This is a genomic window from Ramlibacter lithotrophicus (assembly GCF_012184415.1).
GTDB classification, from domain to species: domain Bacteria; phylum Pseudomonadota; class Gammaproteobacteria; order Burkholderiales; family Burkholderiaceae_C; genus Ramlibacter; species Ramlibacter lithotrophicus.
On sequence record NZ_VTOX01000002.1, the window covers coordinates 430,125 to 445,541 of the forward strand.

At 69.4% G+C, this 15,417-nt stretch carries 11 protein-coding genes; all 11 read left to right on the forward strand.

Annotation, left to right across the window (positions count from 1 at the left end; translation table 11 throughout):
• The first annotated feature begins 2 nt into the window (after nt 1–2).
• The 11 genes from RAMLITH_RS08140 to RAMLITH_RS08190 all read left to right on the forward strand — a co-directional run bounded on the left by RAMLITH_RS08140 (nt 3) and on the right by RAMLITH_RS08190 (nt 15,414).
• Nucleotides 3–1,412: a NarK family nitrate/nitrite MFS transporter gene (locus RAMLITH_RS08140; protein WP_168106865.1), complete on the forward strand. Its 1,410-nt coding sequence runs from the start codon at nt 3–5 to the stop codon at nt 1,410–1,412.
• 58 nt (nt 1,413–1,470) lie between these two features.
• Nucleotides 1,471–5,262 carry a nitrate reductase subunit alpha gene (locus RAMLITH_RS08145; RefSeq protein WP_168106866.1) on the forward strand — a complete coding sequence of 1,264 codons (3,792 nt, stop codon included), beginning with the start codon at nt 1,471–1,473 and terminating at the stop codon, nt 5,260–5,262.
• Nucleotides 5,259–6,791 carry a nitrate reductase subunit beta gene (narH, locus tag RAMLITH_RS08150; protein ID WP_168106867.1) on the forward strand — a complete coding sequence of 511 codons (1,533 nt, stop codon included), beginning with the start codon at nt 5,259–5,261 and terminating at the stop codon, nt 6,789–6,791. The genes RAMLITH_RS08145 and narH overlap by 4 nt, the downstream gene beginning before the upstream one ends.
• An 8-nt stretch (nt 6,792–6,799) precedes the next feature.
• Nucleotides 6,800–7,477, forward strand: a complete 678-nt coding sequence (gene narJ / locus RAMLITH_RS08155) for a nitrate reductase molybdenum cofactor assembly chaperone (protein ID WP_168106868.1) — start codon at nt 6,800–6,802, stop codon at nt 7,475–7,477.
• Nucleotides 7,474–8,253, forward strand: a complete 780-nt coding sequence (narI, locus tag RAMLITH_RS08160) for a respiratory nitrate reductase subunit gamma (RefSeq protein ID WP_168106869.1) — start codon at nt 7,474–7,476, stop codon at nt 8,251–8,253. Before narJ ends, narI begins: the two co-directional genes overlap by 4 nt.
• Nucleotides 8,250–9,083 carry a peptidylprolyl isomerase gene (locus RAMLITH_RS08165; protein WP_168106870.1) on the forward strand — a complete coding sequence of 278 codons (834 nt, stop codon included), beginning with the start codon at nt 8,250–8,252 and terminating at the stop codon, nt 9,081–9,083. Before narI ends, RAMLITH_RS08165 begins: the two co-directional genes overlap by 4 nt.
• Before the next feature lie 256 nt (nt 9,084–9,339).
• The gene (locus RAMLITH_RS08170) at nt 9,340–10,605 is read left to right on the forward strand and encodes an NAD(P)H-dependent flavin oxidoreductase (RefSeq protein WP_337786137.1); all 1,266 of its coding nucleotides are present in this window, start codon (nt 9,340–9,342) and stop codon (nt 10,603–10,605) included.
• A 4-nt stretch (nt 10,606–10,609) separates the two neighbouring features.
• Nucleotides 10,610–13,015, forward strand: a complete 2,406-nt coding sequence (locus tag RAMLITH_RS08175) for an adenosylcobalamin-dependent ribonucleoside-diphosphate reductase (RefSeq protein ID WP_168106871.1) — start codon at nt 10,610–10,612, stop codon at nt 13,013–13,015.
• Nucleotides 13,016–13,029: 14 nt separating this feature from the next.
• Nucleotides 13,030–14,286 carry an NnrS family protein gene (locus tag RAMLITH_RS08180; protein ID WP_168106872.1) on the forward strand — a complete coding sequence of 419 codons (1,257 nt, stop codon included), beginning with the start codon at nt 13,030–13,032 and terminating at the stop codon, nt 14,284–14,286.
• The gene (locus tag RAMLITH_RS08185; RefSeq protein WP_238344077.1) at nt 14,252–14,869 is read left to right on the forward strand and encodes a nitroreductase family protein; all 618 of its coding nucleotides are present in this window, start codon (nt 14,252–14,254) and stop codon (nt 14,867–14,869) included. The genes RAMLITH_RS08180 and RAMLITH_RS08185 overlap by 35 nt, the downstream gene beginning before the upstream one ends.
• Complete coding sequence (locus RAMLITH_RS08190; RefSeq protein ID WP_238344078.1) at nt 14,866–15,414, forward strand: hemerythrin domain-containing protein; 549 nt, start codon at nt 14,866–14,868, stop codon at nt 15,412–15,414. The genes RAMLITH_RS08185 and RAMLITH_RS08190 overlap by 4 nt, the downstream gene beginning before the upstream one ends.
• Nucleotides 15,415–15,417 lie beyond the last annotated feature (3 nt).

Genomic DNA, 15,417 nt, shown 5'->3' on the forward strand with positions numbered 1-15,417 from the left:
TCATGAGCACCACCACCTTACCGGCCCGGCGCGGCCGCGTGCTGTCGATCTGGACGCCGGAGGACAAGGCGTTCTGGGAGCGCGAGGGCGAGGCCGTCGCCAAGATCAACCTGTGGATCAGCGTGCCCGCGCTGTTCCTGGCATTCGCCGTGTGGCAGGTGTGGAGCGTGGTCGCCGTGGGACTGCCGGCGCTGGGCTTCAGGTACTCCACCAACCAGCTGTTCTGGCTGGCCGCGGCGCCGGCGCTCTCGGGCGCCACCTTGCGCATCTTCTATTCGTTCATCGTGCCGGTCGTCGGCGGCCGCCGCTGGACGGCGATCTCCACGGCCAGCCTGCTGATCCCCGCGGTCGGCATCGGGCTGGCGGTGCAGGACAACACGACCAGCTACCCGACGATGCTGATGCTGGCACTCCTGTGCGGCCTGGGCGGCGGCAACTTCAGCTCCAGCATGGCCAACATCAGCTTCTTCTTCCCGAAGGAGCGCAAGGGCTCGGCGCTGGGCGTCAACGCGGGCCTGGGGAATCTGGGCGTCTCCGTGGTGCAGTTCCTGAGCCCCCTGGTTGTCACGGCCGGCGTGTTCGGCATCTTCGGCGGCGACGCGCAGACCATCATCAAGAACGGCCAGACCGTGCAGGTGTGGACCCAGAACGCCGCCTTCATCTGGGTGCCGTGGATCGTGCTCGCCTCGCTGGCGGCCTGGTTCGGGATGAACGACATCGCCGACGTGAAGGCCTCGTTCGCGACCCAGGCCACCATCTTCCGGCGCAAGCACAACTGGCTGATGTGCGTCCTGTATCTCGGCACTTTCGGCTCGTTCATCGGTTACGCGGCCGGCTTCCCGCTCCTGATCAAGAACCAGTTCCCGAGCGTCAATCCGCTGGCCTATGCCTGGCTGGGCCCCCTGGTCGGTGCGCTGATCCGCCCGTTCGGCGGCTGGCTCTCGGACAAGCTGGGCGGCGCGCGGGTGACATTCTGGAACTTCGTCGTGATGGCCGGCGCCGTGGTCGGCGTCCTCTACTTCCTGCCCAGCGGGCCGTCGGGCGGCAGCTTCACCGGCTTCTTCCTGATGTTCCTGGTGCTGTTCTTCACGACCGGCATCGGAAACGGCTCGACCTTCCGGATGATTCCCGTGATCTTCCTGAACGAAGCGCTGGCGCGCGTCACGCAGCCCACGGCGGACGCCAGGGCCGCGGCCGTCAAGGAAGGCAACACCGAAGGCGCGGCGACGCTGGGCTTCACGGCCGCGATGGCGGCGTACGGCGGCTTCTTCATTCCCAAGAGCTACGGGACCTCGATCACGCTGACCGGCGGGCCTGAAGCCGCGCTGTACGTGTTCATCACCTTCTATCTCCTGTGCATCGCCATCACCTGGTGGTACTACGCCCGCCGCAACGCGCCGATGCCGTGCTGACACCGTATTCATGCCGGGCCCTGCCCGGCATGGCCGCATCAGAAGGACACAACGAATCATGAGCCACTTCCTCGACCGCCTCACGTATTTCTCGCAGGCCCGCGAGCCGTTCTCCGGCAACCACGGCCAGACCACCGGCGAAGACCGCACCTGGGAGGACGCCTACCGCGACCGCTGGGCCCACGACAAGATCGTGCGCAGCACGCACGGCGTGAACTGCACCGGGTCCTGTTCCTGGAAGATCTACGTCAAGGGCGGCATCGTCACCTGGGAGACCCAGCAGACCGACTATCCGCGCACCCGCTGGGACATGCCCAACCACGAGCCGCGCGGCTGCGCCCGCGGCGCCAGCTACAGCTGGTACCTGTACAGCGCCAACCGGGTCAAGTACCCGATGGTGCGCGGCCGGCTGCTCAAGGCCTGGCGCGAGGCGCGGCGCACCATGGCGCCGGTGCTGGCCTGGGCCACCATCGTCGGCGACGACGCCAGGCGCAAGAGCTGGCAGCAGGTGCGCGGCATGGGCGGCTTCGCCCGTTCCAGCTGGGACGAGGTCAACGAGATCATCGCTGCGGCGAACATCCACACCATTCGCCAGCATGGCGCCGACCGCGTGATCGGCTTCTCCCCGATCCCGGCGATGTCGATGGTGAGCTATGCCGCGGGCAGCCGCTACCTGAGCCTGCTCGGCGGCGTGTGCATGAGCTTCTACGACTGGTACTGCGACCTGCCCCCGGCCAGCCCGCAGATCTGGGGCGAGCAGACGGACGTCCCTGAGTCGGCCGACTGGTACAACTCCAGCTTCATCATCGCCTGGGGTTCCAACGTGCCGCAGACGCGCACGCCGGACGCCCACTTCTTCACCGAGGTGCGCTACAAGGGCGCCAAGACGGTGGCGATCACGCCCGACTACTCCGAGGTCGCCAAGCTGTCGGACCTGTGGATGCATCCCAAGCAGGGCACCGACGCCGCCGTCGCGATGGCCATGGGCCACGTGATCCTCAAGGAGTTCTATTTCGAGAAGCGGTCGGCGTATTTCGACGACTACGCGCGCCGCTACACCGACCTGCCGATGCTGGTGATGCTCAAGGAGCACCGGCTGCCTTCCGGCGAAACCGTGATGGTGCCGGACCGCTACGTGCGCGCTTCCGACTTCAACGGCAAGCTCGGCCAGTCGAACAACCCGGAGTGGAAGACGGTGGCGTTCGACGACGCCGGCAAGGTCGTCCTGCCCAAGGGCGCCATCGGCTTCCGCTGGGGCCCGGACGGCCGCCCGGACCAGGGCCAGTGGAACCTGGAGGACAAGGAAGCCCGCCATGGCGAACAGGTGAAGCTGAAGCTGTCGGTGCTCGAAGGCGGCGCGGCCAGCACCGAGACGGCTCGGGTCGCGTTCCCCTACTTCGGCGGCGCGAAGACGCCCCACTTCGCCAACAACGCGCAGGGCGGCGACGTCCTGGTGCGCACGGTGCCGGTGCAGACGATCTCGCTGGGCAAGGCCGGCGAGGAGCGCCGCGCGCAGGTCGCCACGGTGTTCGACCTGCAGGTGGCGAACTACGGCGTGGCCCGCGGCCTGGAGGGGGAACTCGGCGCGAAGGGCTACGACGACGACACCCCCTACACGCCCGCCTGGCAGGAGAAGATCACCGGCGTGCCGCGCGAACAGATCGTCACCGTCGCCCGCCAGTTCGCCGACAACGCGGACAAGACGCGCGGCAAGTCGATGGTGATCATCGGCGCGGCGATGAACCACTGGTACCACAGCGACATGAACTACCGCGGCGTCATCAACATGCTGATGATGTGCGGCTGCATCGGCCAGAGCGGAGGCGGCTGGGCGCATTACGTCGGCCAGGAGAAGCTGCGGCCGCAGACCGGCTGGACGGCGCTGGCCTTCGCGCTCGACTGGATCCGCCCGCCCAGGCAGATGAATTCCACCAGCTTCTTCTACGCCCACACCGACCAGTGGCGCTACGAAAAGCTGGGCGTCGAGGAAGTGCTGTCGCCGCTGGCCGACAGGAAGGCTTTCGCCGGCAGCATGATCGACTACAACGTGCGCGCCGAGCGCATGGGCTGGCTGCCCTCCGCGCCGCAACTGCAGACCAATCCGATGCAGGTGGTGCGCGACGCGCAGGCGGCCGGCATGGAAGGCAAGGACTATGTCGTCAAGGCGCTGAAGGACGGCACCTTGAAGATGTCGTGCGAAGACCCGGATCATCCGGCGAACTGGCCGCGCAACCTGTTCGTGTGGCGCTCCAACATCCTGGGCTCTTCGGGCAAGGGCCACGAGTACTTCCTCAAGCACCTGCTGGGCACCAGCCACGGCGTGCAAGGCAAGGACCTCGGCGCCGACGAAGCGAAGCCGCAGGAAGTGGTGTGGCACGACAAGGCGCCGGAAGGCAAATTGGACCTGGTGGTCACGCTCGACTTCCGCATGAGCACCACCTGCCTCTACTCGGACATCGTGCTGCCCACCGCGACCTGGTACGAGAAGAACGACCTCAACACCAGCGACATGCATCCCTTCATCCACCCGCTCTCGACGGCGGTGGACCCGGCCTGGCAGGCCAGGAGCGACTGGGAGATCTACAAGGGCTTCGCGAAGAAGTTCAGCGAGCTGTGCCCCGGGCACCTCGGCGTGGAGAAGGAAGTGGTGCTCTCGCCGCTGATGCACGACACGCCGGCCGAGCTGGCGCAGCCCTTCGGCGTCGCCGACTGGAAGCGCGGCGACTGCGACTTGATTCCCGGCAAGACGGCGCCGAACATCGCGGTGGTCGAGCGCGACTACCCCAACGTGTACAAGCGCTTCACGGCGCTCGGCCCGCTGATGGACAAGGCAGGCAACGGCGGCAAGGGCATCGCCTGGAACACGCAGACCGAGGTCGAGCAGCTGGGCCAGTTGAACGGCACCGTCAAGGACAGGGGCCCGACCAAGGGCCGGCCGTCCATAGACACCGACATCGACGCCTGCGAGGTGATCCTGCAGCTGGCCCCCGAGACCAACGGGCATGTGGCCGTGAAGGCCTGGGAGGCGCTGGGCAAGCAGACGGGCATCGACCACGCGCACCTCGCGCTGCACCGCGAGGACGAGAAGATCCGCTTCCGCGACGTGCAGGCGCAGCCGCGCAAGATCATCTCGTCGCCGACCTGGAGCGGGCTGGAAAGCGAGAAGGTCTCGTACAACGCCGGCTACACCAACGTGCACGAGTTGATCCCATGGCGCACCTTGACGGGACGCCAGCAGTTCTTCCTGGACCACCCGTGGATGGCGGCGTTCGGCGAGCAGTTCTCCAGCTACCGGCCGCCGGTGGACCTGAAGACCACGGGCTCGATCGAGAAGATCAAGGGCAACGGCAACACCGAGATCCTGCTGAACTTCATCACGCCGCACCAGAAGTGGGGCATCCACTCGACCTACAGCGACAACCTGCTGATGCTCACCCTCAACCGGGGCGGCCCGGTGATCTGGCTGTCGGAGGAGGACGCCAAGCGGGCCGGCATCGCCGACAACGACTGGGTCGAGCTGTTCAACGTCAACGGCGCGATCGCCGCCCGCGCGGTGGTCAGCCAGCGGGTCAACCCGGGCATGGTGCTGATGTACCACGCCCAGGAGAAGATCATCAACACCCCCGGCTCCGAGATCACCGGCCAGCGCGGCGGCATCCACAACTCGGTCACCCGGATCGTGCTCAAGCCCACGCACATGATCGGCGGCTACGCGCAGTTCAGCTACGGCTTCAACTACTACGGGACGATCGGCACCAACCGCGACGAATTCGTGGTGGTGCGCAAGATGAACAAGGTGGACTGGCTCGACGAGGTCGCCGCCCCTGCCACGACGGGAGAACACGCATGAAAGTCCGCGCACAGATCGGCATGGTCCTCAACCTGGACAAGTGCATCGGCTGCCATACCTGCTCGGTCACCTGCAAGAACGTCTGGACCAGCCGCCCCGGCATGGAATACGCCTGGTTCAACAACGTCGAGAGCAAGCCGGGCATCGGCTACCCCAAGGAGTGGGAAAACCAGGGCAAGTGGAACGGCGGCTGGGTGCGCAACGCCGACGGTTCGATCCAGCCGCGCCAGGGCAACAAGTGGCAGCTGCTGATGAAGATCTTCAGCAACCCCAACCTGCCGCAGATCGACGACTACTACGAGCCGTTCACGTACGACTACGAGCACCTGCAGACGGCGCCGGAGATGAAGGCGGCGCCCACGGCACGTCCCCGCAGCCTGATCACCGGCCAGCGCATGGAGAAGATCGAGTGGGGTCCCAACTGGGAGGAGATCCTGGGCGGCGAATTCGCCAAGCGCGGCAAGGACGCCAACCTGGCGGATTTCGACAAGGTGCAAAAGGAGATGGTGGGCCAGTTCGAGAACACCTTCATGATGTACCTGCCGCGGTTGTGCGAGCACTGCCTGAATCCGGCCTGCGTCGCATCGTGCCCGTCCGGCTCGATCTACAAGCGCGAGGAGGACGGCATCGTCCTGATCGACCAGGACAAGTGCCGCGGCTGGCGCATGTGCGTCTCGGGCTGCCCCTACAAGAAGATCTACTACAACTGGCAGTCGGGCAAGGCCGAGAAATGCATCTTCTGCTACCCGCGCATCGAGGCCGGCCAGCCGACCGTCTGCTCCGAAACCTGCGTCGGCCGCATCCGCTACCTCGGCGTCGTGCTGTATGACGCCGACCGCATCGAGCAGGCGGCGAGCGTCGAGAACGAGAAGGACCTCTACCAGGCCCAGCTCGACATCTTCCTCGACCCGAACGATCCGAAGGTCATCGAGCAGGCACGCATCGACGGCATCCCGGACGCCTGGATGGAAGCCGCGCGCACCAGCCCCGTATACAAGATGGCGATCGACTGGAAGGTCGCCCTGCCGCTGCACCCGGAGTACCGCACGCTGCCGATGGTGTGGTACGTGCCGCCGCTGTCGCCGATCGCGTCGGCGGCGCATGCCGGCCACCTCGGCGCCAACGGCGAGATCCCGGACGTGCAGCAGATGCGCATCCCGGTGCAGTACCTGGCCAACCTGCTCACCGCCGGCGAGACCGGGCCGGTGGTCCGGTCGCTCGAGCGGATGCTGGCCATGCGCGCCTTCCAGCGCGGCAAGCACGTGGACGGCGTGGAGAACGCGGCCGTGCTCGACCAGGTCGGTCTTACGCAGGCGCAGGTCGAGGAGATGTACCAGGTGATGGCGATCGCCAACTACGAAGACCGGTTCGTCATCCCGAGCACGCACCGCGAGTACGCCGAGAACACCTTCGACATGAAGGGCGGCTGCGGCTTCTCGTTCGGCAACGGCTGCTCCGAGGGGCAGTCGGAGACCAGCCTGTTCGGCGGCAAGAAGCCCCGCACCATTCCGATCAAGTCCGTCGTGTAGAGGCCGCCATGAAGAAGAACCGCCACACCTTGCGCGCCCTGGCCTTGCTGCTGGGCTATCCCGACGCGCGGCTGCGCGAAGTGCTGCCGCAACTGTCCGACGCGATCGATGCCGAGGCCGCGCTGCCGAAAGCGCGCCGGGCCGAGCTGCGCGCCTTCGCCGCCGAGATGCAGCGCATCGACCCCATCGACCTGGAATCGCGCTATGTCGAACTGTTCGACCGCGGCCGGGCGACGTCGCTGCACCTGTTCGAACACGTGCACGGCGACTCGCGCGATCGCGGGCCGGCCATGATCGACCTCACGCAGACCTACGAGAAGGCCGGCCTGTTCCTGGGTCCGCACGAGTTGCCGGACCACCTGTGCGTGGTGCTCGAGTTCGCGTCCACGCAGCCACCGGCCGTCGCGCGCGAGTTCCTCGGCGAGATGGCGCACATCCTCAACTCGATCTTCAGCGCGCTGCGCAAGCGCGACAGCCGCTATGCCAGCGTGCTGGCCGCGGTGCTGGAGCTCGCGGGCCAGAAGGCGGAGGCGGTGCCGGTCGTCGACGACGCGCCGATCGACGAGAGCTGGGCCGAGCCCGAGGCCTTCGGCGGCTGCGACAGCAAGGGCCAGGCCGCGCCGGGCCAGCCGCAACCCATCCACATCGTCCGCAAGAACACGCCGGCGCAGGGAGCACGCGCATGACCTACCTCAATCAGTTCCTGTTCGGGGTCTACCCGTACATCTGCCTGACGATCTTCCTGCTGGGCAGCCTGGTCCGCTTCGACCGCGACCAGTACACCTGGAAGAGCGACTCGTCGCAGTTGCTGCGCCATGGCCAGCTGCGCTGGGGCAGCAACCTGTTCCACGTCGGCATCCTGTTCCTGCTCGCGGGGCACGGCGCCGGCCTGCTGACGCCGCACTTCCTGTACGAGCCCTTCATTTCCGCCGGCAACAAGCAGCTGATGGCGATGGTCTCCGGCGGCCTGTTCGGCGTGCTCGGTTTCATCGGCGTGACGATCCTGCTGAACCGGCGGCTGACCGACCCGCGGATCCGCGCCACCTCGCGGGCCAGCGACATCATGCTGCTCGGGCTGCTGTGGGTGCAGTTCGCCCTGGGCCTGCTGACGATCCCGCTGTCCGCGCAGCACATGGATGGCAGCATGATGATGAAGCTGGCCGAATGGGCCCAGCGCATCGTCACCTTCCGCGGCGGCGCCGCCGACCTGCTGGCCGACGCCGGCTGGGTGTTCAAGGCGCACATGTTCCTCGGCATGACGCTGTTCCTGGTGTTTCCGTTCACGCGGCTGGTCCACGTCTGGAGCGGCTTCGGCACCCTCGCCTACTTCGTGCGTCCGTACCAGGTGGTGCGCACACGCCGGCTGCTCAAGCGCGCCCCCGCCGCCGCCGCGGCACCGTCTCGCGCGCCGGAAGCCCCGGCGCTGCCGGAACTGGTGCTCGAACCCGGGAAGACGGCATGAGCGCGGGTCACGACGGATGCGGCAGCGGCGGTTGCGGCTGCGGCGGCCACGCGGCGCCGGCCGCCCCGGCTTCGGTCAACGGCATCAACCTGCTGGCCGAGGGCGAGCGCCTGGCCGAAGACGCCTTGCGCGAGCGCGCCTGGAGCGAACTGCTGCGCCAAGAGGCGGCACGCCAGGGGCTGCTGCCACCGCACGGCGACGACGAAGCGCCCGTCCTGTCCGCCGGCGACCAGCAGGTGATCCAGGCCATGCTCGAACGGCTGGTGCCGGTGCCGCCGCCCACCGACGAGGAGTGCCGGCGTTACTACGACTCGCACCAGTCCCGGTACGTCCAGGGTGCGCAGGTTCACGCCAGGCACATCCTCTTTGCCGTCACGCCGGCCGTGGACGTGCACAAGCTGGTGGTCCGCGCCGAGCAGGCCCTGCTGGACTTGAGCGGCAAGGACGTGCCCGCCAGCCGCTTTGCCGAACTGGCGCGCGAACTGTCGAACTGCCCGACCGGCGCGCAGGGCGGCGACCTCGGCTGGTTCGGACCGCACGAGTGCGCGGACGAGCTCGCGAACGAGTTCTTCCACCAGAAGAACCCCTTGCGCGGGATCGGGCTGCGCCCCAGGCTGGTGCACAGCCGATACGGCTTTCACATCGTCGAGGTGCTGGGACGGCGGCAGGGCCGGCAGGCCTCGTTCGACGAGGTCCGCGACCGCATCGCCGTGGAACTGTCGCAGCAGTCGCGCGCCCGCGCGCTGCACCAATACATGCAGTTGCTCGCCGGCCGGGCCACGGTCCTCGGCGTGGAACTCGCCGCCGCCGACTCGCCGCTGGTGCAATAGGCCAGCCGCCGGCGGTCGCAGGGGCGAATGGCAGCGCCAATGCCCCTGCGCGGCATAGCCCTGTCCACCGGCCGCCCGATGGGGAACCTGCCTGTGTAGCGGGAACCAGAAATCCCTGTCTTTGACGCATAGCAAGAAAACCGCCTGCGGGCTCCGATAGCCTCCACCGGTGGAGCTGGTCCATCTTCGAATATCTGGAGCACGAGTGGAAAAAGAGTTGACCGATGACCCCGGGGCCAATCCCTGCATCGGAGCGGTGGCAGCCGCGGAACTGCAGGCGATCGCGGCGACCTCGGGGCTTCGGCCGTGGCAGGTCGGGGGCAGGAGCCTGCTGCCCATCGTGCAAGGCGGCATGGGGGTGGGCGTTTCGGCCGGCGGCCTCGCCGGCACGGTGGCGGGACTGGGCGGGGTAGGCACGATTTCGTCGGTCGACCTGCGCCGGCACCACCCGGACCTGATGGCACGGACGGCCGACGTGGCCCGCCAGCCCGACGCCAAGGCGCGGGTGGACGCCGCCAACCTGGAGGCGCTCGGGCGCGAGATCGCGCGGGCCCGCAAGCTGGCCGGCGGGCGCGGCCTGCTCGCGATCAACGTCATGAAGGCCGTGATGGAGTACGAACACTACGTGCGCCATTCGCTGGCCTGCGGCATCGACGCCGTGGTGGTGGGCGCCGGGCTGCCGCTGGACCTGCCCGAGCTCGCCCGCGATTACCCCAAGGCGGCGCTGATCCCCATCCTGTCCGACGCCCGCGGCGTGCAACTGCTGGTGCGCAAGTGGGAGAAGAAGGGCCGGCTGCCGGACGCCATCGTGATCGAGCACCCCCGGCTGGCCGGCGGCCACCTGGGCGCCTCGAAGATCGCCGACCTGGGCGATCGCCGGTTCGACTTCGACGTGGTGCTGCCGGAAGCGACCGCGTTCCTGCGCTCGGCCGGCCTCGAGGGCCGCGTCCCGCTGATTCCGGCCGGCGGCATTTCCTGCCTGCAGGACATCCAGCGCCTGCAGGCGCTCGGCGCCGCCGCGGTGCAGCTCGGCACGGCCTTCGCGGTGACGAAGGAATGCGACGCCCACCCGGAATTCAAGCGCATCCTGGCCGGCGCGACGCCGCAGGACATCGTCGAGTTCACCAGCGTGGCCGGCCTGCCGGCGCGCGCGGTGCGCACTCCCTGGCTGGACAAGTACCTGCGCCAGGAAGCCAAGCTCAGGGACAAGGCGCACGAGCAGCGCTGCAACCAGTGGTTCGACTGCCTGGCCCACTGCGGGCTGCGCGACGGCAACGCCGCCTGGGGACAGTTCTGCATCGACAAGTACCTTGGCCACGCGCTGGCGGGCCAGGTCAACCTGGGGCTGTTCTTCCGCGGTGCGGGGCGTGTACCCTTCGGGACGCAGATCCGTTCCGTGCAGGAACTGATGCGATGGCTGCTCGGCGGCATCCTGCCGGCGGGCGTGAAGGAAAACGAGGTCGACGGGTGGCCCGTCCTGGAGCAGGCCGAGGCCCTCGCCGCCGCCGAACAAGAGGCGTGAAAGCATGAAGCGTGAGGCCGCCCGCGGGCTGCTCGCGGTGCAGCCGATCACCCGCGACGTGCTCCAGGAAAAGTACCTGAAGGAGGGCGAGCAGGACGTCGAGGACCTGTTCGCCCGCGTCGCGCGCGCCCTCGCGTCGGTCGAGGCCGAAGACCGGCGCGACGCGTGGCAGGCGAAATTCCACGAGAACCTGGGCCGGGGCGCGATCGGCGCCGGCCGCATCATGAGCGCCGCCGGCACCGACTTGCACGCGACGCTGATCAACTGCTTCGTGCAGCCAGTGGGCGACTGCATCCAGGGGCAGGACGCGGGCGGCTATCCCGGCATCTACGAGGCCCTGCGCGAGGCGGCCGAGACCATGCGCCGCGGCGGCGGCGTCGGCTATGACTTCTCGCGGATCCGCCCGCGCGGCGCCGAGGTGAAGGCGACGGCATCCGTCGCCTCCGGCCCGTGCAGCTACATCGACGTCTTCGACCACTCCTGCGCCACCGTGGAGAGCGCGGGCGCGCGCCGCGGCGCCCAGATGGGCGTGCTGCGCATCGACCACCCCGACGTGATGGAGTTCATCACCGCCAAGCGCACCCCGGGCCGCTGGAACAACTTCAACGTGTCGGTCGCCGTGACCGAGGCGTTCATGCGGGCGCTGGAGGCGGGCGAGGACTGGCCGCTGGCGCACGTCGCGCGCCCGGGCGCGGCGCTGCTGGCGCAAGGCGCGCACCAGCGCGCGGACGGTGCCTGGGTGTACCGCACCCTGCCCGCGGCGCAACTCTGGGACACCGTCATGAAGTCGGCGTACGACTTCGCCGAGCCCGGCATCCTGTTCCCGGACACGATCAACCGCGACAACAACCTGCGCTACTGCGAGCAGATCGCCGCGACCAACCCGTGCGGCGAGCAGCCGCTGCCGCCGTACGGCTGCTGCGACCTGGGCCCGGTGATCCTCACGCGCTTCGTGCGGAATCCGTTCGGCTTCACGGGAACGCCGCGGTTCGACTTCGAGGGTTTCGCGGCGGCCGTGGCCGTGCAGGTGCGCGCGCTGGACAACGTGCTGGACCTCACCTGGTGGCCGCTGCCCCAGCAGCAGGCCGAAGCCGCGTCCAAGCGCCGCATCGGCGTCGGCTTCACCGGCATGGGCGACACGCTGGCCATGCTGCGGCTGCGCTACGACGAGGAAGACGGCCGCGCGATGGCGGCGCGGATCGCGCGCTGCATGCGCGACGCCGCCTACCAGGCCTCGGTGGAACTCGCCAGGGAGAAGGGAGCGTTCCCGGCGTTCCGGGCCGACGGCTACCTGGAGGCCGGCACCTTCGCCAGCCGGCTGGACGAGCCGCTGAAGGCGGCCATCCGCGAGCACGGCATCCGCAACAGCCACCTGCTGTCGATCGCGCCCACCGGCACCGTCAGCCTCGCCTTCGCCGACAACGCCTCGAACGGGATCGAGCCGGCGTTCTCGTGGACCTACCGCCGCCGCAAGCGCGAGGGCGACGGCAGCACCACCGAGTACGACGTCGAGGACCATGCGTGGCGCCTGTTCCGCGCGCTGGGCGGCGACACCTCCAGGCTGCCGCCTTGGTTCGTGTCGGCGCTGGCAATGCCGGCGGCCGGGCACATCGCGATGATGGAGGCGGTGCAGCCGTTCGTCGACACGGCGATCTCCAAGACCGTCAACGTGCCGGTGGACTATCCGTACGAGGACTTCAAGAACCTGTACCGCGAGGCCTGGCGCGCCGGCCTGAAGGGTCTCGCGACCTACCGTCCCAACGCCATCATCGGCGCCGTGCTGCAGACGGATGCGCCCCACCAGCCCGCGGCCGCGGCCGTCGCGCCGCCGGATCCTATGTACGAGGTGATCGCCAGCCGGCCCAAGGGCACATTGCCGGCGGTGGCCGAGAAGATCGAGTACTGGACCCAGCAGGGCAGGCAGCACCTGTACCTGGTGGTCTCGTTCCTGCCGCTGCCCGACGGCCGCGAGCGCGCCATCGAGTTCTTCATGCCGGTCGGCCAGACCGGCGAGTCGCAGCAGTGGGTGACTTCCAGCATGCGCCTGCTCTCGCTGGCGGCGCGCGGCGGGTTCCTGAACCGGGCGCTGGCCGACATGCGCAAGGTCGCCTGGGACCGCGGGCCGGTGCGGCTGGGCATGTACACCAAGGCCGACGGCACCCAGGTGGCCATGTGGCACGACTCGGAAGTGGCCGCCCTCGCCTACGCCCTGCAGAACATCATCGCCGGCCGCCGCGGCGAGGCGAAGGCGATGGACGCGCTGGCGGCCGGCACGCCGGGCGAAGTGGCCGCCGAGACCGTCGCCCCGATGAGCGGCCGCAAGTGCCCCGAATGCGGCGCGTACGCCACGATCCGCAAGGACGGGTGCGACTATTGCACGCACTGCGGCCACATCGGCGCGTGCGGGTAAGGCGGGGCCGTTGCATGACCGACCCCGACGCCGAAGGAAGCTGGCGCTGGCGCCACCTCCTGGCCGCCCCGCACCGCCCCGGCTTCTTCCTGGCCATGGTCGTGCTGGGCGCCTCCGCGCTCTGGTGGGCCGCCGTGCAACTGCAGCGGACCGGTCTGCTGCCCACGGTGCCGATGGCGCTGCCGCCGTCGCTGGTGCATGGCGCGGTGATGACCTTCGGCTTCTTTCCCCTCTTCTTTTGCGGCTTCCTGTTCACGGCGGGCCCACGCTGGCTCGGCGTGCGCCCGCCGGCCGTGCCGCGCCTGCTGCCGGCCCTCGCGGTGCAGGCGGCCGGCTGGCTGGTGTGGCTGGCGGGCAGCCACGTCCACGCGGGGCTCGCGGCCGCCGGCCTGGTCCTCGCCGCCTCCGGCCTGCTGCGCGCGACGCTCCTGTTCTGGTCCCTGGTGCGGGCCAGCAGGGAGCACGACCGCGTCCATCCGCGACTGGCGGGCCTGGCGCTGGGCATCGGCTGCGCCGCGCTGGCAGCGCTGGCGGCGGCGGTCTGGGCCGGGGCCGTGTCGACCGCGCACACGCTGGTGGCGTCAGCGCTGTGGGGCTTCGTGGCGCTGATGTTCGTCGCCGTCGGCCACCGGATGATTCCTTTCTTCGGTCCGCCGGGCGGCACGCGGCTCGCCGCGGCCGGCGAGTGGTCGGTGCTGTGGCTGCTGGCCGGAACGATGCTGTTCGAGGCGCTGGCCGCCTGGCTGCAGGCGTGGCTCACGGCGACACCGCTCTGGCAACTGGCCCGGGCCGTGCTCGAACTCGCCGCCGGCTCCGTGCTGCTGTGGCTGGCGGCCGCCTGGATCCGCGCGAGCAACCTCAGGATCCGGCTGCTCGCCATGCTGCACGCCGGCCTGGTGTGGATCGCGCTCGCGCTGCTGCTGCAGGCGGGAGCCGCGCTGCGCTCCTGGTCTTCGGGGGACGCGGCGCTGCCGCTGGCCGGACTGCACGCGCTGGCGATGGGCGGACTCGGGTCGCTGATGCTGGCCATGGTCACGCGCGTGTCGGCGGCCCATGCGGGCCGGCCGCAAGTCGCCGACAACCTCGTGTGGACCCTGTTCTGGCTGCTGCAGGCGGCCACCATCATGCGCGTTGCGGCGACGCTGCCGCTGATGCCGGCGCAGCCCTTGCTCACGGCCGCCTCGGCGGTGTGGGCGGCAGTGGTGCTGGCCTGGGGAGTCCGCTATGGTTCGGGATATGGACGCATTGCCACTGCCGCCCGCCAGCGCTGAACCTGCCGCCTGCGCACAGTGGGTCTCGGCGCTCATCCAGCATCGGCAGACCATCCTGCCCAAGCGCCTGGGTGAGCCCGGGCCCGACGACCGGCAGCTCGAACTGATCCTGCAGGCCGCGGCCGCCGCGCCCGACCACGGCGAGCTGTTGCCCTGGCGCTTCGTGCTCATACCCGCCGCGGCGCGGGCGCGCCTGGCGGAGGTGTTCGCCGCGGCACTGCTCGAACGCGATCCGGCCGCGGCGCAGGAGCAGGTGGCGCGAGCCCGCGAAAAGGCCTTCCGCGCCCCGGTGCTCATGCTGGCCATCGTGCGCATGGGTGCGCCCGGCGACGACGTTCCGCCGCCCGAACGGGTGCTCTCGGCCGGCTGCGCCATCCAGAACATGCTGCTGATGGCGACGGCACTGGGCTTCGGCTCGGCGCTGACCAGCGGCAAGGCCTTGCACGCGGCAGGGCTGCGCGCGCTCTTCGGGCTGGCGGACGAGGAGCAGGCAGTATGCTTCCTGAGCGTCGGCACCGCGGTGCGGCGCAAGCCGGGCCGCCAGCGCCCCGATCCCGCCCAGTTCGTCTCCACACTCCCATGACCCAGCCCATTCGCATGTCGTCCCTGCTGCCGGGACCGGCGCCCGGCTTCGAGCAGCCGTTCGAGATGCTCGAGGCCTGCCACGAGCGCGTGCACCGCATGTTGGACCTGCTGGAGCGGCTGCGCGGCTACCTGCCCGACCATGGCGCCGACAGCAGCGCCCGCGACGCCGCCCGCGACGTGATGCGCTACTTCGACCAGGCGGCGCCGAACCACCACCGGGACGAGGAACTGCACGTGTTCCCGCCGCTGCTGGCGGGCGGCGATGCCGACACCGCGGCGCTGGTGCGGCGGCTGCAGCAGGACCATGTGCAGATGGAGTCCTCGTGGCAGGCCGCGCGCGCGGTGCTCGCCCGCATCGAAGCCGGCGTACTGGCGGTGCTGGCGCCGGCCGACGAAGCCGCGCTGGAAGCCTTCGCCGGCCTCTACGACGGCCACATCGAAGCCGAGGAGGCGATCGTCTATCCCGCCGCAGCGGCCTTGCTCGACGAGCCGGCCCAGGCGGCGATGGGCGAGGAGATGATGCGCCGCCGCGGCGTGAGATAGGGA